Here is a 23,021-nt window from a genome sequence, read left to right on the forward strand (position 1 = left end):
AACTATGCAGAACAAAAAAATTCAACATTTCCTATTATTCACTATGCTGCTCTCATTGACTGCTGCTCTTTTTGTTCCTTTCTCTTCAGCCTTTGCTGAGGAAGGAACCACTACAACAGTTTCTGAAGCGGTCCAACAATCACAGGAAACAGAAGTACCTCCAGTACCGGAGGATATCATGACACTTACACGAAACGCCGGCTACCCAGTGGATGATTATTACCGTCCCGCTGCCACGATCGTGATCGAAGCAAACACAGGGCAAGTTGTCTGGGAGGATCAAGCAGACCTGTCTTGGTATCCCGCCAGCATCGCCAAGATGATGACTGTCTATCTGTTGTTCGATGCAATCAAGGAAGGAAAGCTGGCTCTGGATACACCAGTTACAGCAACCGCCTCTGATGAAGCAATTTCACAAATCTATGAATTAAGTAATACTCCGATCGTTGCAGGCGTTGCTTACCCTGTCTCAGATCTGCTTTATATGACAACACTTGCTTCATCCAATGCAGCAACTGTCATGCTGGCTAATCTCGTTTCCAACAATGATGCAGCAGCCTTCATCGCAATGATGAACGAAAAAGCGATGCAATTGGGTATGACGAATACGACGTTCTATAACCCCAGTGGAGCAGCAGCCAGTGCTTTTAACGGCTACTATGCGCCAGAGGGGATCGATCCCGAGGCAGATAATGTTTCCACTGCAAGAGATCTAGCATTGATGTTTTATCACCTACTGAAGGAGCATTCAGAGGTTTTGGAATACACAAATAAATTCCAAGTCACTGTTATGGAAAATACTGACTACGCAGAAGTGCTGGAAAACTCAAATAAATCGATTCCCGGCGGCCTTTACGGCTACGAAGGAGAAGACGGATTGAAAACCGGTGCCAGTCCCGAGGGTGCCTACAACTACGCTGCTACAGCTCAGCGAGGCGATTTGCGCCTGATTGAAGTTGTCCTAGGTGTCGGCACATGGGATGATGCGGAAGGCGAGAATCAACGTCATGCATTCGGAAATGCATTATTCGATTACGGCTTTACTAATTTTGAATACAAGAAATTACTTGAAGCCGGTACACAAGTCATCAATGATAAAGAAATCATTTTAGAACAAGAGCTTTACGGTTTACTACGCAACGGTACTCAGCCAGAGTATATCCTATCGGATAATCAGCAGCTGATTCTTTCCAACCAGTTGACGGAGGTATCATCTAGTGTTCCTGCACCAAGCGTCAAGTATCAAGTAAAAGAAGAGGAAAAAGAAGAAGAAAATAACGCCTCAAAAGCAGCGACTTCACTTGTTGGTACGGTCAAGCATTCATGGCGGGAATATGCCGCAGCCGGTGTTGCTCTATTTCTCTCACTTCTGTTGTTCCTATTCTCAAGAACAACAGGGAGTAAATCTCGACAAACCAGAAAACAGTCCACAGCGCATAGGCAAGGAGCTTTTTTCGCTAGTATTATTCTGCTTCTGGCCGCTGTTCTTATCGGTGGCGCTACCTTTATTTTAGGTCCTTGGCTGCCATTTTAAAAGAATCAGCAGTAAACTAAAAGAACTGAAACAATGCTCAATCGGAGCATCGTTTCAGTTCTTTTTTTCACATCATTTTTACATTGAACCTTTGAATACGTCAAGATTCTTGGCAAAATAATCGACACCGGAATAGATCGTGAAGATCAGACAAGCATACAACATGATATCTGCCATTGGAATTCCCATCAAATTAAATGGGATATTGTTGATAAGCAATAGAATAATTGCAACCATCTGTGTTGCTGTTTTAACTTTCCCCGGCCATGCAGCTGCCATCACTTCTCCGCCTTCTACAAGAAGCAGACGCAAACCAGTTACTGCTAATTCACGACAGACGATGATTGCTACTACCCAAGCAGGTGCTTTTCCCTGTTCAATCAGCATGATAAAGGCAGTCATCACCAGCATTTTATCTGCCAACGGATCAGCAAATTTCCCGAAATTCGTTACCAAGCCTCGTGCACGGGCAATTTTCCCATCCAGCCAGTCTGTGATACTAGCTACAGCAAAAATCACTGCCCCAACTAGTTGTGTGATTTCAAGTACTGTATCTCCAACAGTTACAGTTCCCCAATCCATTGGTAAACTGACAACGACGATAAATATCGGAATCATAAAAATTCTCAGTACAGTTAATTTATTTGGTAAATTCAACTTTCATTCCTCGCTTTCCTACTCTATTCTACGTTATTCAACTTTCACTGTCACGATAAACAACTAAAAAACAAAAAAATCTCACGATCGGTAAAACGGAAAAAAGGAGTGGGACAAACGAGGCACCACTCCCAAACCCTATTCCGCATTGAATGACCAGCTATGATTTACTGCTTATAAGCAATTGTAATGACGATATTGCGCTCACCAATTCCTGTATCTTGTGGATTGAAGAGAACTGGCTGTCCGTTCAGCTTCATGTCCATATACTCCGATGCACCTAAAGCAATTGTCACTTCAGTTGTTCCTGCTGGAATCTCAAACTCCTGTGTTTGCCCGGCTGGAACTGTGTATTGGAATACATATGCACCATTGATGATCACACCAGCCCATGAATTACCAGTTGTTGCTGTAAAGGTAAACTTCGCAGGCGCATCCACATCTGTGGCCGTCATATTCACTAATCGATTTGCTTCACTGACATAGGCAACTGTGGCCGTCGGCTCCACGCTCTCTACTGTCGAGCTTTCTATCGTTGAGCTTTCTGATGTTGAAGAACTGCTGCTCTCACTCGTTGTACTTGATTCTGAAGGCCGCTCGATTGTTACTGTTGATTCAGGAACATCGATGATCGGGTTCGCCTTTTGATCCTGCCACATCGCATAAAATACAACAACAACGATTGCCAGACCAAATAACGATAGAATAATTGCCGGAAGACTTTTGAACAAGCGATTCTCATGCTCTTCTTCATAAATCTGAATCCGTGATTCTTCCAAATCTTTATATTGCGCTGCCAACTCGACGTCTTCCGGAAGATCTTTTCCATCAAAATAATTGATAAGTTCTTCTCCATCAAGATTCACTGCACTGGCATACTGACGAATAAATGCACGCACATAAAATGTACCAGGCATGGAATCAAAATTATTTTCTTCGATCGCCATCAAGTAACGCTTCTGAATCTTCGTGATTTGCTGCAGCTCGTCCAATGACATATTCATTTGTAGTCGTGCTTCTCTTAATTTTTTTCCTATATTCACACTGGCCACTTACTCATCTTCTCCAGTCCTTCTAAATTCCTCAATACCAACCCCATCGATAGAGGCGGTCGCTCCAATTATATAATCTGCCTAATCAGAAAGTAAAAAAGCTGCAATTCCGGTACTTTCCACCGGTCGAGCCATTCTTCCGATTGCTGTCTGTTCTTCTAGTTGTTTTCGTTTTTCTTTTCTCTATTGTTGGTATATGACCCTCTCTACTACCATATTCATTATGGCTCCTAGAATGTCATTAACTTCTTTATTCTAAGCTCAGACAAATACTCTCTGTCTAATTTGTCAATAAACCGCAACAAGTACATCCACCGAAAAAAACACGGCAGCTACTCGAAATAATTAGTCTAAAAAAAGCTGGAAGTGTTGCCTCATCCAACATATCTAAGGATACCATAAAAATTTCCTGCTGAGGGTAACATTTTTGAAAGTTTCTTACCAAATTTTCTGCTTTTTCTCTGTTTTCATGATAATGGGAATATAGGGAGCCGCCTTATACTGCAAACACCGCTGGAATAACCGTTTTGATCTCATCGTCAGCTTACATAGTCAACATGTTCTTCTGCGGCTTCGTCCCTTGGCAAATGAGCATCGACAACAAACAATGAAGCTGGAATAAAGAACCTTCCAGCTCATACATTTATCTCTTTACTATAGTTCGCAGTACCATGATTCTCAATTATTCAGGAGACATATAGAATCTGCTCAAGCCATCCTCTTTCACAAAGGCCTTAGCAGCTTCTTTGATATCAGCAAGTTGGATGTCATCGATCACTGAAAGCATATCAAACAGCGTAAGCTCGCCGAACAAGGATTGCGAAAATTGGTTCGCAATATATTCTAGAGAGTTCAATGATTGGAAATGCTTCCCAATCATTTTTTTCTTCAGTAAGTTCAAGTTCGTTTCTGTCAGTTCTGTACTTTCTTCGTAACTAAGCAAGATTTTTTCAATTTCGTCTGCCAATTTTTCCGGCTGATCGCTGTCTCCACCAAAGTCAGCAAAGTGGAAACTACGATCCAAGCTGAACTCATAGCTGAAGCTGTCATCAAGCAATCCGGCATTGTATAAGTTCAAATAGTTTTGAGAAGTATTTCCAAACAACAGCTGTAAGAGAAGATTCATCGCTGTTTTGTATTTCAGGAGTGCTGCTCCGTCTTCCGGTACTTCATCCAGACCTTTTAGGCCAACTAAGACTTTCTTCCTCTGAACCGGCATTGTGATCGAGCTTTCACGAACGATCTCTGCTGCCGTCTCTGAAGGAAAATGCCGCTTGATGGGTACAGCTTTTTCAAAGGATTTCTTTCCTTGATTTTCACGGATAAAGGCCATCATCTCTTCCGGCTCCATTTTTCCGACAACAAACAAGGTCATGTTGCTTGGATGATAGAAGGTATGGTAGCACGTGTAAAGATCCTCTGCAGTGATCTGATCGATACTCTCTACAGTTCCGGCAATATCAATATGCAAGGGATGCTTCGGATATAAGTTACCGAGAATCCCGAAAAATAGGCGCCAGTCTGAATCGTCACGATACATCTGGATTTCCTGTCCTATGATCCCCTTCTCTTTATCTACCGTTTCCTTTGTAAAATAAGGCTCTTGAACAAAATTCAACAAGGTCTCAAGATTTTTTTCCACTTGATCTGTTGTAGAAAAAAGATAGCTGGTCTTCGTGAAGCTGGTGAAGGCATTCGCAGAAGCTCCTTGTCTGCCGAAAGCCTGAAACACGTCGCCATCTTCCTTCTCAAACATTTTATGTTCAAGGAAATGTGCGATCCCGTCAGGTACTCTGGTAAACTCTGAGCTTCCTAGTGGAACAAATTCATTATCGATCGACCCGTAATTCGTTGTGAACAAGCCGTATGTTTTATGGTAATCATTCTTAGGCAGCAGATAGACTGTCAACCCATTGTCCAATACTTCTGTGTAAAGGACTTCATTGATTTGAGGATACATTTTTTTCTCCATTATTCTGCTCCCCCTTCCAAAAAGAATACAGCCTGCATCTTCACTTGCTTCGCTACTTCTTGAATATCATGCACCGTAACAGCTTCCATTCGACGAATCCATTCCTCTAGTTCCAGATACGTATCCGGCAGAAGAAGCGCCATGTAAGCAGATTCCAAGACAGCACCTGCGTTGTCCAGTGACAATAGGTACTGGTTTTTCAGCATTGCTTTCGTCTGCTGCAGCTCCTCTTCAGAGATTTTTCCAAGACGAATATTTTCTAATTCTTCTGAAACCAATCGCAGGACCTTCTCGCGATTCTTCCCATCAATCCCGGTTTGCACACTCAGCATGCCGCGGAAAGTATCGACATTACTTGACGCATAATAAGCCAGATTTTCTTTTTCACGAACATTCATAAATAGCTTGGAATGGGGAAATCCTCCGAAAATTCCGTTAAACAGTTGTAGGGCAAAATAAGAAGCTTCGCCGTAAAAAATATTTGTATCATAGCCGATATTCAACTTCGATTGGGCTAGTTTTTCTCTTTCAGAACGTTCTTTGATAATATTATCGATTGAATGACGATAGAATACTTCGCCGATTCCTTCCTCACGATCCGTAAACGGCAAATCAGAAAACAGCTGCTGGATATGACTCTCCTCGACATCACCTAGAACAAAAATATCCACCTGATCCTCTTCGATCATTTGCTGATAATATGCTGCAAGACTTGTCGCTGTTTCTTTTTCTAAATCTTCCAGTGTCCCAAAGCTTGGGATTTTTTGATCCTCTGAATCACTAAAGTAAAGATTTTGCAGTGAAAGTGCTGCATAAGCCTGCTTGTCTTCGACAACACTTTTCAAATAAGCAGCAGTATTTTCCTTTTCTCGATCAAATGTTTCCTGATCAAAATGACCATCCGTGATGTTTGGATAAAAAAGAATCTCCTTGATAAAAGCAACAGACTCTTCCAGTACAGTAGTATTCTTCAAATATTTATCATTCACAATACTCATAGATAGGTTCAACCAATGCAGGTTCCCCTTCTTATTCACATTCAAACCAAAGCTTGCACCGTATAGCTCAGCAAGTTTTTCACTTATTTGAGTCTGAGTTGGATAATGAAGACTGTTTGTCTCCAACATACTGGTCAGTAATGTCCGTTTTGTGATCGTCTTGCGATCCAGTAATGTATTGAAACGTATAAAGATACGTACGGTTTTATATTTTTCAGTCGGAAGAACATGCAGATTAACACCATTAGCTAATTTAACTGACATTTTCTCAACCCTTTCTTTGTTGTTTTATAGTAATCAATATCCTATTGAAATTCAATTAACTCCAAGGATTTAAAGACTTTTTTAATATTCTGCAACTCCTTACAATTATAGCATAGCTTTCCATACTTTTAGACGCTCAAACTTTTTTCGTTTAAAATTATTCTAATTTTGAGTATACTGAAATATATAGAGGAGGGAATCACATGTTCAAAGAATTTAAAGCATTTATGATGAGGGGAAATGTCCTTGATCTTGCTGTCGGGGTCGTTATAGGTAGTGCATTTACTGCTATTGTTACCAAGATTGTAGAAGGTCTGATTACACCAATCGTCAGCTTGATTATTGTCATGACTACAGGAGAATCCAGTGCAGACGACGCATTCGGCTCTATGGTATTCAATGTTCAGGGCGTTGATTTCAACGTAGGCTCTGTCATCAGTGCAATCATCACCTTTGTTATCACCGCATTCGTTCTGTTCCTGATCGTTAAAACAGCCAACAAGATGAAGAAGCCGGAAGAAGAAACAGAAGACGAACCAACCACAGAAGACTACCTTGCAGAAATCCGTGATCTGCTCGCCGAACAAAACGGAAAGAAAAAAATAGATGACTAGAAAAGCGGAATGAGTCGTTTAGCTCATGAACGATATAGGAAACTGGTTCAGTGATGCTCTTTATCACTGAAAACAGTTTATCTTATCGTTGAGTGAGTTGACTCATGGAGCTAGACTATTAGAAAAGCGGAACAGACCGGTAACTTCCGAGTAATAAAGGAACTTGATGCAATGGTGCTCTTTACCATTGAAAGCAAGTTATCTTATTACCGAAGAAGTTGGTCTGTGGAGCTGGACTATTAGAAAAGCGGAATGAACTCGGGCAGCTCCCGAACAATAAGAGGAACTTGACCTATGACGCTCTTTGTCATGAGGCAGAGTTCCCCTTATTGTTGAGAGGAGCTAGTTCATGAAGCTAGACAATTAAAAAAGCGGAATGAGTCGTTTAGCTCATAGGTGCTACAAAGACTTCTCTATCGAACTGACGCTCATTTCCTTCTATGTTATCTGAATTTCCAACGGTTAAGCCTTAATCCTATCCATACTTAAACCCGCTCCAGCATACAATTTGCCGGAGCGGGTTTTCTTATTTACACACACAAGGCTGAAAACCGGAGGAGGTTTTCAGCCGTTTAGGAGAAAAATGAAATTGAAGAAAAGTCTTTTATTTGATTCTTATTCTAGTCGCCAATTATGAATAATGTATGACTGAACTATAGAAAAAATAATAATTTTCTTTAAAAAACTTTCTGTCCTCCTCAACTTTCATAAAAAAAAGAGGCGGAAAAATTCCGACCTCTTTCGATTCTTATTGTTCTTATAAATCCAGACAGTTGTCTGTTCCTTGGTCTGGTGTTGGCGCCGGTGTTGGTTGCTGTTGCTGCTGTTGAGCTGCCGCCGCTGCTGCGTCTGCTGCTGCTTGCGCTTGAGCCTGGGCTGCTGCCGCTGCATTTGCGTCTGCCTGGGCTTGAGCTGCTGCTGCTGCGTTTGCATCTGCTTGCGCTTGGGCATTTGCCGCTGCTGCTGCATCTGCATCAACTGCTGCTTGTGCTTGAGCCGCTGCCGCTGCTTCCGCGTCTGCTTGGGCTTGAGTGTCTGCCGCTTGAGTTGCTGCCGCTTCCTGCTCTTTCTGATTCTTAACAGCTACTTCGGTTTCTTTCGTATCGACCATTACGCCATCTTTATTCTTATATTTCAAGAAAGCTACATCATCTGCAAAATTCAACTCAACTTCAGAATCTGCTGCTACTGCTGCAAAATCAAGGTCGCGAATTTCTTTTACTGTGTCATCTGCAAATGTGATCTGCATAAGATATTTTTCCTGCTTGTCCTTATTCTCAGGTGTATAGAAAAGCTCAACTGTATCACTGTTTTTGATTGTGTCATCTTCAGCCATCATATTTTCAGGAAAATCAGCTTGATCCTCTGCTTTGATTGCTACAGCCTTGATTTCTTTTCCTGTGTTGTTTTTGACCAATGCTTCCAGCGCTGTATCAGACTTCACTCCAACGGTCTGGTATTCCTTCTCAGCAGAGCTGCTTGTCGTCGTTGTCGTGCTGCTGGCAGTTGTCTCACTGCTTTCTTTTGCGGCAGCATCCTCCTTATTGCTGCCGCAAGCGGCCATTCCCAATACACATGCTGATAGTGTTAAAATCTGCATCATTTTTTTCATTCGTTCTTCCTCCTAATTTGTTTTCCTATTGTATGTCGCTTTTTATCAAATCTGCTGCATAGACAACGGATGTCTGTCCATCAGATACCGTTAAAACTTCTATATGGTGATTTTCCGGCAGCTGACCATCAACTAAATACAGCTGATACCCTGAACCATCCTTTTCATCCTTTGCTGCATAAAAAGGCTGATAGCTGACTGTCGTACCAACAGCATTATCACGGACAGATAGATAAATCTCTGTCTCATCCTTAAGATGATCCGGATCGATGCTGCCCTCAATGTAATAATAATCATTGTCTTTTTTGATGGAAAATTCGGTCGCTGTTTCAATTGCTTCACCGCTAACCATCGCTACGATTGGTGCTGTCATGATTGGGATATCTGTCAGCAGATTCCCCAAAGTTCTTTCCGCTCGCTCTATCACTACATGTGTAGGCTGATATTGATCGATCTGTAACAGATTATATGGAACATAGCGGGAGAAATAACTCTGTGCAAATTCATCTGCCATGAACGGCAATAAACTTTCTCCAAAGGAATCTCGGTACATTAATAAACGATTGGTTTTTTCAGCACGTGTTGTTTCGATCCATGCATCCATGTTGTCAGTGAACTCGCCAACCGTTGCATAATGGTGAGAATAATATCTATTGTTCTCCGGTGTTGGAGAAGTTGGATACAGCATCTCATCAATGTCGCCGATATGATCGGTTCTTTCCTCAGATGGTACATTCAAATACGTCTCATAAGATAAACTAAAATAGTCCATGATCGACTGGTAAGCCAACAATGCTCCCTCGTTGTTCCAGTGAGTGTCTCTGGCAAAATACAGCGGCTTATCCTGTTCTTCAAATACTGCTTTCAGGTCAAGATAATTTACGCCATATTCTGACAACAGCGGTTCCAGCCGATCCAAATTATTTTCAGCGGCTTTCAGGTATCTGTCCGGCATATTTTCATCATAGACTGTATTTTTATTGAATGGAGAAACAAATAAAAACTGCGCTCCTCTAGTAGTTGTATAGTCCTGCATGATTTTCAAATTTTTGACAGCCATGAACAGCTGACGATCTGACAGCTGATCTTTTCCGAGGTAATCCGGTAGTGTTCCTTTAAAATAAAGCCAATCATTCTCTCCGACAATTACTCGATCCAGCACGGCACTTCCTACAGTTTTACTGCGAATGACCGCATTTGCTGTGACCAGCTTTTCCCGAAAAGCAAAGTGATCTTCAAAATATGTACCCATTTCCTGAAGATAATTCTCATTCCATTTTCCTTCGTCAGTCAGCTTTGGCCATGCTGCCAACTCTGTCTTCTCCGCTGTTTCATTGGTCGCCCAAAAGGTCATACCGGCAAAAGGAACCAATAATATCATAAAAATCAAGACAAGGTACACCACAGCATACGTATTCTTTTTCAATTACTGCTCCTCCTAAAATCTAAAGTAAATAAATGGATTGTACGTCCCGCCGGATAAGCTGAGAATACAAAGAAGTAATAAGGCTATCGTACCAACATACGTCAGTGGAATAATCGCTTTTTCCAATGTACTCCCCGGTGTTAATCTCATCTGCATCTGCGGCAGAACAGGCATACTAATAATGATCCCCAATCCTGACATCAAAAGAAAAACCGGCGTCAATTGTTCAAATGCCAACATCTGCTGTGTTTCCCCAAAATGAAAACCAGTAAACATCTGACTGATCACATGCAGCCCCTGTTCGAAGCTCTCTGCACGAAACAGAACAAACCCTACAATGACAACTAGTAATGCATAAATATGTCCTAGTAATCTCGGCAATTTGTTCATTGGTAAAAATTCTTCAATCATCTGAAACAGACCATGCCATAGTCCCCAAGCGACAAATGTCCAACTTGCTCCATGCCACAAGCCTGTAGAGAAGAAGACGATCCATTTGTTGGTAACTGTTCGTGCTTTTCCCTTACGATTTCCGCCTAACGGATAGTACAAATATTCCTTGAACCAAGTGGATAAAGAAATATGCCATCTGCGCCAAAATTCTTTGATTGACCGTGAAACATAAGGATAATCAAAGTTTTCCAGAAAATGAAAGCCGAACATATGCCCTAAACCAATCGCCATGTCGCTATATCCGCTGAAATCAAAGTAAATTTGTAAAGCATAGGCAATCGCTCCGATCCACGCAGAGAGAATATTGATATCCCCTAAGCCAAAACCAAAAACAGCATCCGCTGCGGCTGCAACAGTATTGGAAATCAACACTTTCTTTGACAGTCCTAGAATAAAGCGACGCATCCCTTTAGCAATACGCTCAGGATCTGCATGACGTTGATTGATCTGTTCCTGTACATCGTGGTATTTTACGATTGGTCCGGCAATCAACTGTGGGAAAAACGATACATATAATAGAATATTGAAGTAATTTTTTTGTACATCAACTTCCTTGCGATAGACATCGATCACATAAGACATCGCCTGAAAGGTATAAAAAGAAATCCCTATCGGCAGCTTTATGCCCGGAGCCTGCAAAGCCGTACCAGCCAACGCATTGACGGTTTCTACAACCATGTCCGTGTATTTGAACACGCCCAAGAGTCCCAAATTGATCAAGACAGAAAAGAAGAGGATCAGCTTACGCTGCCTCTCCTTTTCAGTACTTAACATAAGCCCAAAAAGATAATTGAACATCGTACTGATGATCATCAGTATGATATAAACCGGCTCGCCATATGCATAAAACAACAGACTCGATGCAATCAATAAGAAATTGCGAAGCTTCGTCCCTTTAACTGCATAATACAGCATAAATAAAACCGGTAAAAAGACACATAAGAATGTCATTGAACTAAAAACCATCGTTGTCTTCCCCTCTAACACTTTCTAAAGCTTCATTTTTTACCCGTTGACGCTTGACTCAAGTATCGCTTTTTCCATTTCAAGTGTATTAATTGACTCACCACTTGCTGTACTTACATACTCAAGATAAGCCGTATCCTTTTCAATAAACAAAGTCACTTCTTGTGCATCCTCAAACGGGAAGCTGTGGACAATGTATTCTTGTCCGGATTCCACAGTAAAAGAAAGATCATACCCCTCTGTGACAGCCCAGCTATCAGGATCTTCGCTGGTATCAGTTGTCTCTTCTGACGTTGGAGTGAAATACAGAAGCCCTTGCTCTTTATGTGTGAACGGTGTCGTCTTTTCCAGTAAATCCCCTTCAAAATCAGAATCAGTGATGTTCTTGACTGCCATTTTCTCGATGGTTGTTCCAGTATAATTTTCTACAACAATCTCGTATTCATTCTTATCTCCGGTTTTCGTTCCAATGACCTTCAACGCTTTCTTTTCCTTTTCAGTCAAGGTCGATTGTCCCGCTGTCGCAGCTGTACCGGAAGAGTCCGACTCAGTCGAAACAGAGGTGTCGGATGAAGAAGCTGTATTGCTGTCTTCTTTATTTGACCGGCAAGCCGCCAGTGTCAGCACACTGAGACACAAAACAGCTGCTCGAGTCAAAACCAATATATTCTTTTTCATTTAAATAGCTGCTCCTTTTAGTTGATTCGGCGATAGTTTCTATACTTAACAGCCCCAGCTGTGTTATACGTGATGTAATAATATGGGTATTTACCCCCATAGGCCGGTCTACCTAGCTCTGCATCAAACACATATGTTGTGCCGTTGATATCAATTTCCACCCAGCCGTGATCTCCTAGAGTACCAGAATTTTGAACAACCTTACCGACAACTACGTGAGCATCATAGCCCAATTCTTTTGCTAGATAATAGAAGGTACTTGCATACGTATAGCAATTCCCTTTACGCTGATTAAATCCTCTCGATGCATGTTCATTGGCAAAAGCCGCCCCTGCATTAGCTGCCGGGTAAGTGCTGGTTTGATACCCAATCGTGTTTCGTGTCCAGTCGAAAGCTTTTTTCAAATCCCAACCAACTGAATTCAATACGTTATACGCAGATTGCTGCAAGGCTGTACGATTTTTCTTCAGTGTATAAGAGGTCGCTCCTAGATAGTTACTGCCGTTGGCATAGACATGCGTGTTGTATTTTCCACCATCACGAAAATCTGTACTGTTTACAACAACTGACCATGAACCATCATAGCTTTTACTCCCATTCAACCATTTAATGTCGTCTTGCCCCTTAGTATCACTCCATGTTGGAAACTTCATGGAAGAAGCATTAGCACTCGAATTAAAGACGCTGACTCTCGCAGTTGTACTGCTCAAAATCGTTGTGCGGACATAGTTGATTTTATTTAACCCATCTAAGCGGAATTTCTGCGCATTCGTGCGGTTCAGACGATACATCTGAATGTTCGCACCATTTTTATTCAGTCCAGCATCTACCTCAAGATAGGTGCCTAATTTACTTTGGATATAGCATAAACCACTACCTGCATCAATGAATCTGAACTTCTGTGCATCTGAATTATTCCATGTATATTGTTGTACATTTGCTTTGTTTGCCACACTTCCTCCGGCAACATCAAGAACCTTACCTGATTTTTCATTGACTAATTTGTACCAGCCTGTTTCGGCTGCTTCAATGATGAATTTCTGCTGCTTCACTGCATTCTCTACCCAGATCTGAGCATTTCCGCCATTTGCAGTACTTCCTCCAGATATCTCCACAACACGGTTTGTGTCTACATTAGAAGATAGGAAGTAACGTACACCATCTTGAACAGAAGCAGTATTCGGCTCTTTCGGTGCTTCAATCAACCATTTTTGTGCAGCTGAATAATTCAACGTGTACGTCTGAATTTTAGCACCTTCTGCAGTGCTGGCCCCAGCTCGATCAAGAACAGAACCTACTCTTGATTGGATATAAACATATCCGCCGCCTGCATCAATAAATCTAAATTGCTGTGCGCTGGAATTATTTTTACTGTATTGCTGTATCTGAATATTATTTGCTATACTTCCGCCAGCTATATCCAATACTTTATTTGAATAAACATTCGCGATATAGTACCAATTATCCGATGTTTTCGTCAGCTTGAACTGATTTGCTTTATTATATGAAGTAGAATATAGAGACACTTTAGCCGAGTCATTTTTGACCAGTCCATTTAAAGAAAATGTTTTAGGTGTTCCAGAACCTGTGATTTGATAGGTTCCTTCTGCAATATCCTTCAAAACAGGATTGATATTTGTATCAAAACGCCATTTCTGCGCATTGCTTCGGTTTAGTTTGTACGTCTGAAGCTTTGTACCAAAAGCTGTTTTTCCTCCTGGGCAATCCAGAACTGTTCCAAGCTTAGATTGAATGTAGAATGCACCATTACCTGCATCTACAAACTGCCATTTCTGTGCATCTGAATTGTTTTGCTTATACTGCTGAACAGCCGCCCCATTCGCTTTTGAGCCGCCAGCTACATCCAGTACCAAACCGGAATACTTATTCTTTATGACATACCATGTACCATCAACCGGCACAACTTCAAATTGTCCACGTTCCTGATACAGTTGTCTGTTCAGTTCTACGCGTACCGAATTTTTCTTCGATGCGTCAGTGATACTCAACATTGCTGCTGAATTTCCCACAGAATAAATGTTGTAGGTTCCTTTTTGAACAACTGTTGCTGAAAATAGTTCCAGTGCCGTTTCAGCAGGCTGAACGTCAGGTTCCTCGATCTCTTCAGTTTTGGATACCTCTGTTGCTTCAGGCTGACTCTCTTGCACCTGACTTTCCTGTTCCGAAGATTCTTCCTCTACTTCTTCAACGACAGAACTCTCTGTCTCTTTAATCGATTGATTCTCTGACTCCTCCGTTTGATTAGAGGTTTCATCCACCCGTTGGATAAGAGATGTACTATCGGTCGTTTCTGTTCCGTATGCAAACATCGGCCCACCGTAACCGGCTAACAATGATGCACTCAACAGCATGTACACTAATTTTTTTTTCACTTCTAACACTCCTATATTTTTAATCAACTTAATAAAGAAAAAGAACCTTTCCCCACATATATAATAATACCGACTATAATACTAGATTGCAACAGCAGAAAAGAGCATTTCTTCGCAATAAAACGACATAGAAAACGCATTCAAAAAATAAAATAACAATGGTATTTTTAGATGTTCAAAAATTTTTGACCTCTCTCCCTTTCAAAGACAAAAAAAGAGAATAATTGTTTACACAATGATTAATTATATGTTCTTTTGTCAGAATATTCAAAAATAGCGCATTCATTCCATTTTTAATCTTTTTTTAATGTTGGCTTTCTGTTATAATGGTTTTCACATTTAGTATTACTTGACTGATAAGCAATGAAGAGAGCCTCTACTCTGGTGTGAATGAAAATTTAGAGGTAGAAAACATCGGACCTTCAAAATGAAGAAACCATGAAATTAAAGGAGAGAAACGTATGAAAACAGTGTACAATTTTTCTGCAGGCCCAGCTATCTTACCAAAAAGTGTTTTGGAGAAAGCGCAATCGGAGTTAGTGAATTACCAAAACAGCGGTATGTCCGTTATGGAGTTAAGCCATCGTTCCTCCTTATTCGAAACGATCATCCAGAAGGCCGAAACCTTACTGAGAGAGCTAATGAATATTCCGGATAATTACAAAGTACTATTTCTTCAAGGCGGGGCAAGTCTTCAATTCACGATGATTCCGCTGAATCTGGCTAATAATAAAAAAGCTCTTTACGTAAACACAGGCTCTTGGTCTAAGAAGGCCATCAGCGAAGCAAAGAAAATCGACAATGTTGAAGTAGAAGTCATCGCTTCAAGCGAAGACAAGAACTTTACTTATATACCCGAAGTAAAAAGAGAGGATATTCCACAAGATGCAGCATATGTGCACATCACAACGAATAATACAATAGAAGGAACAACCTTCTATGAATTACCGGATACAGGTGATGTTCCCTTAGTAGCAGACATGTCTTCCAATATTCTATCCATCAATTACAATGTGGCTGATTTCGGTTTGATTTATGCCGGGGCCCAGAAAAATATCGGGCCGGCAGGTTTAACTGTTGTGATTGTTCGCGATGATTTGATTGGTCAGACAGATGTCTTAAGTGCTATGCTTGATTATGATATCCAAGCGAAAAACGATTCTTTATATAACACACCACCGACCTTTGCAATTTACATGGCAGAATTAGTTTTTGAATGGATCAAAGAATTGGGCGGTGTCGCTCAAATGGAAAAACTAAATACCGAAAAAGTGCAGCTTTTATATGACGAGATTGAACAGTCAGATTTGTTCTCTTCTCCTGTTGATCCTAAGTTCCGCTCTATCAACAACATTCCATTTGTTACTGGAAGTGATGAGCTGGACAAGAAGTTCAATCAGGAAGCGGTGGAGGAAGGCTTTGAAAATCTTAAAGGACACCGTTCTGTCGGCGGCATGCGTGCCAGCCTGTACAATGCTTTTCCAAAAGATGGCGTGGAAGCCCTTGTTGCATTTATGAAAAAATTTGAAGCAGAAAATGGAGGAAACAACTAATATGTTCGATATCAAAACATTCAATGCCATTGCGCCGGAAGGTTTAGCAAGATTCAATGACCCGCAGTTCTCTGTCGATCAAACAGAAGCGCCTGCTGGAATCGTTCTACGCAGTCAAAAACTGCATGATTATGAGTTTCCTTCTTCTGTTTTAGGCGTTGCTCGTGCCGGAGCAGGTACGAATAACATTCCTGTACAGAAGTGCACAGAAAATGGCATCGTCGTATTCAATACGCCCGGGGCTAATGCCAACGCAGTAAAAGAGCTCGTTGTTGCCTGCCTGTTACTGTCTGTTCGCCCTGTCTTGAAGGGGGCTAATTGGGTACAAACTCTGTCTGGCCCTGATGTTGAAAGTCAGGCAGAAGCAGAAAAGAAACAATTTGCCGGAACTGAATTGGAGGGTAAACGCCTCGGTGTCATCGGTTTGGGCGCAATCGGTGCCATGGTTGCCAATGATGCGTACCGATTGGGTATGGATGTTACAGGCTACGATCCATTTGTCTCTGTTGATACTGCATGGAGCATCTCTCGTCGGGTAAAACGTGCACAAAATATGGACGAGATTTTTACCAACTGTGATTTCATCACAGTTCATGTTCCTTTAACTGAAAATACCCATCATCTGATTGGTAAAGATGAGCTTTCTAAAATGAAAGAGACAGCGGTACTGTTGAATTTTGCACGGGGCGAGCTGGTTGACTCCGACGCAGTCATTGAAGCAGTCAACAACGGTCAAATCAGTAATTTTGTCACAGATTTTGCTGACGAACGCTTGCTTCACAATGATAAAATCATGGTACTGCCGCATTTAGGTGCTTCTACAGAAGAAGCTGAGATCAACTGTGCTAAAATGGCGGCTCGTACCTTGAAAAAATTCCTTGAGACAGGAAATATCAAGCGCTCTGTCAACTTCCCGACTGTTGAAATGGCCTTCAACTCGCCATACCGTTTCACGATCATTCATAAAAATGTACCGAATATGCTGGGACAGATTTCTACAGGAATTGCTGACCTCGGCATCAACATCGATACAATGATCAACAGAAGCCGTGACGATTACGCCTACACACTGGTTGACATTGCTGAAACAGATGAACAGAAAATTGCGGATGTAGCAGAAAAAATCCAGCAATCTGAAAATATCATCAAGGTAAGAACAATCAAAAATAATGAGGCGGTGAGCTATTAATGGTCAAGATCCATCCATTCAAAGGTATCCGACCGACTGATACGCTCAGCGATAAAATCGCAACACTGCCCTATGATGTATTGAACTCAGCCGAAGCACGTGAACTAGGACAAGATAATCCTTATTCTTACCTTCACATCGATAAAGCCGAAATCGACCTGCCGGAAGATTTGTCTCCCTATGATGATCAGGTTTATGCAAAGGCGGCCGAAAACCTGAAGGCTTTTCTACAAAAGCAGTGGTTGATCCAAGAAGACACGCCAGCTCTTTACCTTTATGAGCTGACAATGAACGGACGTGCCCAGACTGGTCTTGTAACATGTACATCCATCGATGATTACACAGAAGGGACTATCAAAAAGCACGAGTTCACTCGTCCGGAAAAAGAAGTCGATCGTATTCGCCATATCGAAGCCTGTGATGCCAATACCAGTCCAATTTTTCTGACGTATCGGTCACAAAATGATATTCAGCAAATCATGGATACATGGAAACAGAAGCATGCACCTGTTTACGATTTTATCAGCTTCCACGAAGTTGCTCATAAAGTCTGGGTCATTGACGATGCTGCTTTGATAGAGAAGTTGGTAACGACCTTTGCAGCGGAAGTACCGGCACTATACATTGCTGATGGTCACCATCGGACAGAATCAGCTGTAAAGGTTGGGAAAAAGTTCAAGGATGCACATCCGGAAACCGGTACTGATGAGGAGGTAAACTTCTTCCTTTCAGTGATCTTTCCAAAAGAGGAGCTGGAAATCCTTGATTATAACCGTGTCGTGAATGTACCGATCACAGATGACTTTTTCGAGCGTCTGGGGAAGAATTTCACTTTTGTAAAAACGACGGATGGAAAACCAACGCAGCCGAAAAGCTTCGGTTTGTACTTAAACAAGCAATGGTACGAGCTGACAGCCAAACCGCATATTTTATCTGATGATCCGGTGGACGGCTTAGATGTTTCACTTTTACAGAATCATGTCTTTGCTGACATCTTTGATATTCAAGATGTTCGAACAGATAAACGTATTGATTTTGTTGGCGGGATTCGTGGGATGGCTGAGCTGGAAAAGCTTGTCGACAGCGGACAATGGACGGCTGCCTTTGCTGTTTATCCAACGACGATGGACGATTTGTTGAATGTAGCTGATGCTGGAAAAATCATGCCGCCGAAATCAACATGGTTTGAGCCAAAACTGCTCAGCGGATTATTTTTGCACGATCTAGAGACAAAATCGTAATAAAGCAGTAAAATAGAAGAACAATCCAGAGAGCTGGGAACTATGTCTGCACATAGTCCCGGCTTTCTTAGAACCTAAAAAAGATAAGTAACCAGAAACAAGAAGTTCGAGGCAAAGCAAACAGCTTCAAGGCTCAGCGGGTAGTTACATACTATTTGGCAGCAATATTCGATTGCTCTCCATCAGACTCCTATTCGAGCAGTCTCAGGAAAGCGCACTTCTTTCATACTCTTATTTATCGGGAACAAGCGGAGGGATACTATGCGTAAACAGTTAAAAAATGCAAAACGGATCGTTATCAAGGTTGGAACCAGTACGTTGATTTACCCAAATGGCAATATCAATCTGAAGGCGATCGACCAGCTGGCATTTACACTCACTGATCTAAAAAATCAGGGAAAAGAAATCATTCTTGTTTCATCCGGAGCTATCGGCGTCGGCTTGAACAAACTGAATATGGATCAACGACCCCCGACCATCCCCGAACAGCAGGCGGTTGCCTCAGTTGGACAGACAGAGCTGATGAATATCTACAACCATCGCTTTTCAATTTACAGCCAACAAATCGGACAATTGTTGCTGACTAGAGATGTCATTGAATTTCCTGAGAGCCGCAGAAACGTGGTCAACACGATGGAGCAGCTGCTGCAAATGGGCATCGTTCCTATCATCAATGAAAATGATACTGTGGCAATCGACGAGTTGGACCATCTAACGAAGTTTGGGGATAACGACCAGCTATCAGCCATTGTTACGCAGCTGATTAATGCAGACGCGCTGGTCATGCTTTCTGATATTGATGGTTTCTTTTCCGATAACCCACTGACTAATAAGGATGCACAGCTTTATTCAGAGATCAATAAAATCGATGACGTCCTGCTTGAGCAAGCTGGTGGAAAAGGCAGTCGTTTTGGTACCGGCGGCATGTATAGTAAGCTGAAAGCAGCCGAACGAGTATTAGAACACAATAGTATGATGGTACTTGCAAACGGCAAACAGCCTCAAATCATTTTTGATATTTTAGCCGGCGAAACAATCGGCACATTATTTATAGAAACACCGCTGAAGGAATCAACAGGAAGGGAGAAATAGAAATGACGGATTTAATACAACTGGGCAAACAGGCGAAAGCCGCTTCATTCAAGCTTGGATTACTAGATACAAAAACGAAAAACAATCTTCTTTTCCATATGGCAGAGGAAATCGAAGCCCACACAGCTGATATCTTGGTGGAAAATGAGAAGGATCTGGCCGTCGCTGCAGATCATGGAATTTCTGAAACCATGCTGGATCGTTTGCGCCTGACAGATGAGCGTATCCTTGCAATGGCAGATGGTATTCGGCAAGTGGCTTCCTTGGAAGACCCAATCGGCGAAGTAGAAAAAATGTGGAAAAACGAAGATGGTCTGATGATTGGAAAGCAACGTGTCCCCCTTGGCGTGATCGGCATCATTTATGAATCTCGACCTAATGTAACGACAGATGCTGCCAGTCTTTGCTTCAAATCTGGAAATGCTGTGATCCTAAGAGGTGGAAAAGAAGCCTTTCATTCAAATCAGATTTTAGTTTCTGTCCTGCAAAAGGCTTTGGAGAAAGAGGGGCACTCGCCATTTGCCATTCAATTTGTGGACGACACCTCTCGAGAAACTGCGAAAAAACTCATGACTTTGAACGGTTATCTAGATGTCTTGATTCCACGAGGCGGAGCCAATCTGATCAAAACCGTTCTGGCTACTGCAACTGTTCCAGTGATTGAAACAGGTACAGGAAACTGCCATGTATACATCGATAAGGATGCACAGTTGCAAATGGCAACAGACATCATCGTCAATGCCAAGTGTCAGCGCCCATCTGTTTGTAATTCAGCGGAAACATTACTTATCCACAAGGATGTTGCAGAAGAATTTCTGCCAGTCATTGAAAAAGCACTGAATGAGTATCATGTTGAACTGCGAGCAGACGAACGAGCATTGGCCATTTTCCAAGAAGCGGTCCCAGCAGTTGAAGCGGACTGGGAAACAGAATTTCTGGATTACATTCTAGCGGTCAAAGTAGTGGATTCGTTGGAGGAAGCAATCACTCACATTAATACGTACAACACAAAACACTCTGAAAGCATTATCAGTGATAATTATTTTGCGACACAGCAGTTTCTGCAGCAAGTTGATGCAGCAGCAGTTTACGCCAATGCTTCTACACGCTTTACAGATGGATTTGTCTTCGGCTTCGGTGCAGAAATCGGCATCAGCACACAAAAACTACACGCCAGAGGTCCTATGGGATTAGCAGAGCTGACTTCTACCAAGTACATCGTCTACGGCGATGGCCAGTATCGTCAATAAGAAGGAGGCTGGTTTTATGAAGTATGATGGACATACCCACACTGAATACTGTCCACATGGTACAGTAGAGGACACGGAGCTTTTGATTCAAAAAGCCATTCAACTGGGATTCAAGGAATACAGCATCACAGAACATGCACCGCTGCCCAAAGCAATCAGCGAGCTAGCCGGTGGTGATCCAGAAATGTGGACAACTGCTTCTATGGCATTAAACGATGTGGATAACTATTTCACACGTATGGATAAACTACGGAAAAAGTATGCTTCCGATCTAGTTATCCACATTGGCTTCGAGCTTGATTACTTCCCTGAATTTGAGAGCTGGACAACAGATTTTCTGAATGAATACGGCCCTCTTACAGACGATGGTGTTCTCTCTGTTCACTTTCTTCCCGGACAGGGTGGTTTACGAGGAATCGACTACTCTTTCGAAGAATATCGTGACGGAATCACTGAGCCGGCAGGTTCTTTCCAAAACGCCCAAATCCTTTACTATCAAAGGGTTTTACATTCCTTACAGGCTGATCTTGGCAGATGGAAACCCACACGTTTGGGACACATCTCTCTATGTCAAAAATTCGAACGATTTTTCGATGAACCGATCGATTATTCGCCAAAAGCTGTTACTCTGATCGACGACTTGCTTCAGCAGGTAAAAGAACAAAACTATCAGCTAGATTTAAACACTGCAGGCTTCCGAAAAAAGGGTTATACACAAAGTTATCCACAGGCTTGGGTTTTAGAGAAAGCTTATGCTCTAGGGATTCCTTTAATTTACGGATCTGACACCCATTCTTTAGCAGATATTGGCTCAGATTACGGAAAAGTCGAACATTGGTTAAATAAATAAGTTATGCACATGTGGAAAAGCCGTTGAGAATTTTAAATCTCAACGGCTTTTTATTTAGTTAGTGCTATGGGCACTACTTTATTATCATTCGCTCCCAAAATACTTATTTTGGTTTTAGCTATATTCTCCCCTTCTCAGAGTTTAGTAATTCTACAATATAAAGTTAAAAACAAGGTAGGATCTTCTGTAAAAATTTTTTCTAAATCAATTCCATCTTCATATTATGCCTCTAACAATATATGCTTTACCCGTATATTCATTTAAAAACTTCCTCATGTCTTTTCTTAAACTCCGGTATAGTCAACCAATTTTCTTTATCTTCACTGATCACTCCATCTGTCAATCGGGCAATTTCAGCTACCATCGTATACAAAGCATGCCGATCTTCTAATGTGATTTCTGTAAAAGTTGTATAGAAATTAATTGTATTTTCTTGTTCACCATCTACATACAACGCACAATACTTGAGCATTTTATAATTGGGATTGATGAATTGAAAATCATGTTTACGTTTTATCGCCAGATAGAAGTTATTGGTTAACACCTCTTCATCATAATCGATAATATCAATGGACGCTTTCCCCCACATTTTTGATGCCAAATATCGATAATCAATAGTCATCCCAAGCTTTTTAGCGTGTACTGTTAGCGTCATCTGCTGTTCTTCTAACATGTCTCCTAAATTCTCTAAAAATGTGTCTTCCTCTTCATTCCAGCATTCTGGATCGCGCTCGTCAACAACTTGGATACTATCGACTTCCTTCAAGCTGATTCCATTTGCCTCCTCATAACTCAGAGATAAAATGTCCTGATGTTTTCGTTCAAACTCATCTGGTGTTATCCATGTCTGGCGATTATCTTCACTTATTTTGCCTTGGACTTCTCTCGTCACCTCAAGAATCATGATATAGAAGGCTCGCCTATCTACTGTTAAAATGTTTACATGATCTGTGATGAATTCCAGTTCTTTCATTGATTGTGTGGAAACTGGAGAAAAGCTTAAATCTTCATTGTTCATTTCCTTACCACGCCATTGTTTATCGTAATTCCATTTAGGTAGCCCTAAAGAAAGAGAAAAAATTGTTTGCAGCATTTCAGTATTACCACCATGGTCAGGATCTATTTTCTTTCCATTTTCTTCTTTAAACCACATCTTTTCAGCTAGCTTCATGTAGTCCAAACGCATTTCTTGTTTTTCTATTGTAGAATGAACGATCAAAAATTTTC

The 23,021-nt window shown here is 41.5% G+C and carries 18 protein-coding genes; 8 read left to right on the forward strand and 10 right to left on the reverse strand.

Features of this window, described 5'->3' with window-relative positions:
* Nucleotides 1–4 precede the first annotated feature (4 nt).
* Entirely contained in the window at nucleotides 5–1,534 is a 1,530-nt protein-coding gene (locus I6N96_RS12120) for a DUF1958 domain-containing protein (RefSeq protein WP_209557808.1), read from the forward strand.
* Nucleotides 1,535–1,612: 78 nt separating this feature from the next.
* On the opposite strand, the gene pgsA is transcribed toward I6N96_RS12120, so the two are convergent.
* From pgsA to yfmF, 4 genes are all read right to left on the reverse strand, one after another.
* Nucleotides 1,613–2,191, reverse strand: a complete 579-nt coding sequence (pgsA, locus tag I6N96_RS12125) for a CDP-diacylglycerol--glycerol-3-phosphate 3-phosphatidyltransferase (RefSeq protein ID WP_209557809.1) — start codon at nucleotides 2,189–2,191, stop codon at nucleotides 1,613–1,615.
* A gap of 167 nt (nucleotides 2,192–2,358) precedes the next feature.
* Nucleotides 2,359–3,243, reverse strand: a complete 885-nt coding sequence (locus tag I6N96_RS19955; RefSeq protein ID WP_209557810.1) for a RodZ domain-containing protein — start codon at nucleotides 3,241–3,243, stop codon at nucleotides 2,359–2,361.
* A gap of 682 nt (nucleotides 3,244–3,925) precedes the next feature.
* Nucleotides 3,926–5,215 (reverse strand): EF-P 5-aminopentanol modification-associated protein YfmH, encoded by a 1,290-nt coding sequence (gene yfmH, locus I6N96_RS12135; protein ID WP_209557811.1) that lies wholly within the window; start codon nucleotides 5,213–5,215, stop codon nucleotides 3,926–3,928.
* The gene (yfmF, locus tag I6N96_RS12140) at nucleotides 5,215–6,477 is read right to left on the reverse strand and encodes an EF-P 5-aminopentanol modification-associated protein YfmF (RefSeq protein ID WP_209557812.1); all 1,263 of its coding nucleotides are present in this window, start codon (nucleotides 6,475–6,477) and stop codon (nucleotides 5,215–5,217) included. The genes yfmH and yfmF overlap by 1 nt, the downstream gene beginning before the upstream one ends.
* Before the next feature lie 203 nt (nucleotides 6,478–6,680).
* On the opposite strand from yfmF, the gene mscL reads away from it, so the two are divergent.
* Nucleotides 6,681–7,091: a large conductance mechanosensitive channel protein MscL gene (gene mscL, locus I6N96_RS12145; RefSeq protein ID WP_209557813.1), complete on the forward strand. Its 411-nt coding sequence runs from the start codon at nucleotides 6,681–6,683 to the stop codon at nucleotides 7,089–7,091.
* A gap of 757 nt (nucleotides 7,092–7,848) precedes the next feature.
* Here the strand turns inward: mscL and I6N96_RS12150 are convergent.
* From I6N96_RS12150 to I6N96_RS12170, 5 genes are read right to left on the reverse strand one after another with little or no spacing between them, the layout of a single operon-like run.
* Complete coding sequence (locus tag I6N96_RS12150) at nucleotides 7,849–8,703, reverse strand: hypothetical protein (protein WP_209557814.1); 855 nt, start codon at nucleotides 8,701–8,703, stop codon at nucleotides 7,849–7,851.
* Nucleotides 8,704–8,728: 25 nt separating this feature from the next.
* The gene (locus I6N96_RS12155) at nucleotides 8,729–10,129 is read right to left on the reverse strand and encodes an alginate O-acetyltransferase AlgX-related protein (RefSeq protein ID WP_209557815.1); all 1,401 of its coding nucleotides are present in this window, start codon (nucleotides 10,127–10,129) and stop codon (nucleotides 8,729–8,731) included.
* 12 nt (nucleotides 10,130–10,141) lie between these two features.
* Nucleotides 10,142–11,548, reverse strand: coding sequence for an MBOAT family O-acyltransferase (locus tag I6N96_RS12160; RefSeq protein ID WP_209557816.1), 1,407 nt, complete (start codon nucleotides 11,546–11,548; stop codon nucleotides 10,142–10,144).
* Between the two features lie 39 nt (nucleotides 11,549–11,587).
* Nucleotides 11,588–12,226 carry a hypothetical protein gene (locus tag I6N96_RS12165; protein WP_209557817.1) on the reverse strand — a complete coding sequence of 213 codons (639 nt, stop codon included), beginning with the start codon at nucleotides 12,224–12,226 and terminating at the stop codon, nucleotides 11,588–11,590.
* Between the two features lie 17 nt (nucleotides 12,227–12,243).
* Entirely contained in the window at nucleotides 12,244–14,619 is a 2,376-nt protein-coding gene (locus tag I6N96_RS12170) for an RICIN domain-containing protein (RefSeq protein WP_209557818.1), read from the reverse strand.
* Nucleotides 14,620–15,080: 461 nt separating this feature from the next.
* On the opposite strand from I6N96_RS12170, the gene serC reads away from it, so the two are divergent.
* The 6 genes from serC to hisJ all read left to right on the forward strand — a co-directional run bounded on the left by serC (nucleotide 15,081) and on the right by hisJ (nucleotide 21,794).
* Nucleotides 15,081–16,172 (forward strand): 3-phosphoserine/phosphohydroxythreonine transaminase, encoded by a 1,092-nt coding sequence (gene serC, locus I6N96_RS12175; RefSeq protein ID WP_209557819.1) that lies wholly within the window; start codon nucleotides 15,081–15,083, stop codon nucleotides 16,170–16,172.
* Between the two features lies 1 nt (nucleotide 16,173).
* Nucleotides 16,174–17,361: a phosphoglycerate dehydrogenase gene (locus tag I6N96_RS12180; RefSeq protein ID WP_209557820.1), complete on the forward strand. Its 1,188-nt coding sequence runs from the start codon at nucleotides 16,174–16,176 to the stop codon at nucleotides 17,359–17,361.
* Nucleotides 17,361–18,602 carry a DUF1015 domain-containing protein gene (locus I6N96_RS12185; protein ID WP_209557821.1) on the forward strand — a complete coding sequence of 414 codons (1,242 nt, stop codon included), beginning with the start codon at nucleotides 17,361–17,363 and terminating at the stop codon, nucleotides 18,600–18,602. The genes I6N96_RS12180 and I6N96_RS12185 overlap by 1 nt, the downstream gene beginning before the upstream one ends.
* A gap of 261 nt (nucleotides 18,603–18,863) precedes the next feature.
* Nucleotides 18,864–19,694 carry a glutamate 5-kinase gene (gene proB, locus I6N96_RS12190; RefSeq protein WP_209557822.1) on the forward strand — a complete coding sequence of 277 codons (831 nt, stop codon included), beginning with the start codon at nucleotides 18,864–18,866 and terminating at the stop codon, nucleotides 19,692–19,694.
* A gap of 2 nt (nucleotides 19,695–19,696) precedes the next feature.
* A complete protein-coding gene (locus I6N96_RS12195) occupies nucleotides 19,697–20,944 on the forward strand; it encodes a glutamate-5-semialdehyde dehydrogenase (RefSeq protein ID WP_209557823.1) in 1,248 nt (415 codons plus the stop codon).
* A 16-nt stretch (nucleotides 20,945–20,960) separates the two neighbouring features.
* The gene (gene hisJ / locus I6N96_RS12200) at nucleotides 20,961–21,794 is read left to right on the forward strand and encodes a histidinol-phosphatase HisJ (RefSeq protein WP_209557824.1); all 834 of its coding nucleotides are present in this window, start codon (nucleotides 20,961–20,963) and stop codon (nucleotides 21,792–21,794) included.
* Between the two features lie 256 nt (nucleotides 21,795–22,050).
* Here hisJ and I6N96_RS12205 read toward each other — a convergent pair whose 3' ends face one another.
* Nucleotides 22,051–23,013, reverse strand: coding sequence for a hypothetical protein (locus I6N96_RS12205; protein ID WP_209557825.1), 963 nt, complete (start codon nucleotides 23,011–23,013; stop codon nucleotides 22,051–22,053).
* Between the last annotated feature and the right edge of the window lie 8 nt (nucleotides 23,014–23,021).

Source organism: Enterococcus larvae, assembly GCF_017830045.1.
Classification (GTDB): domain Bacteria; phylum Bacillota; class Bacilli; order Lactobacillales; family Enterococcaceae; genus Enterococcus_L; species Enterococcus_L larvae.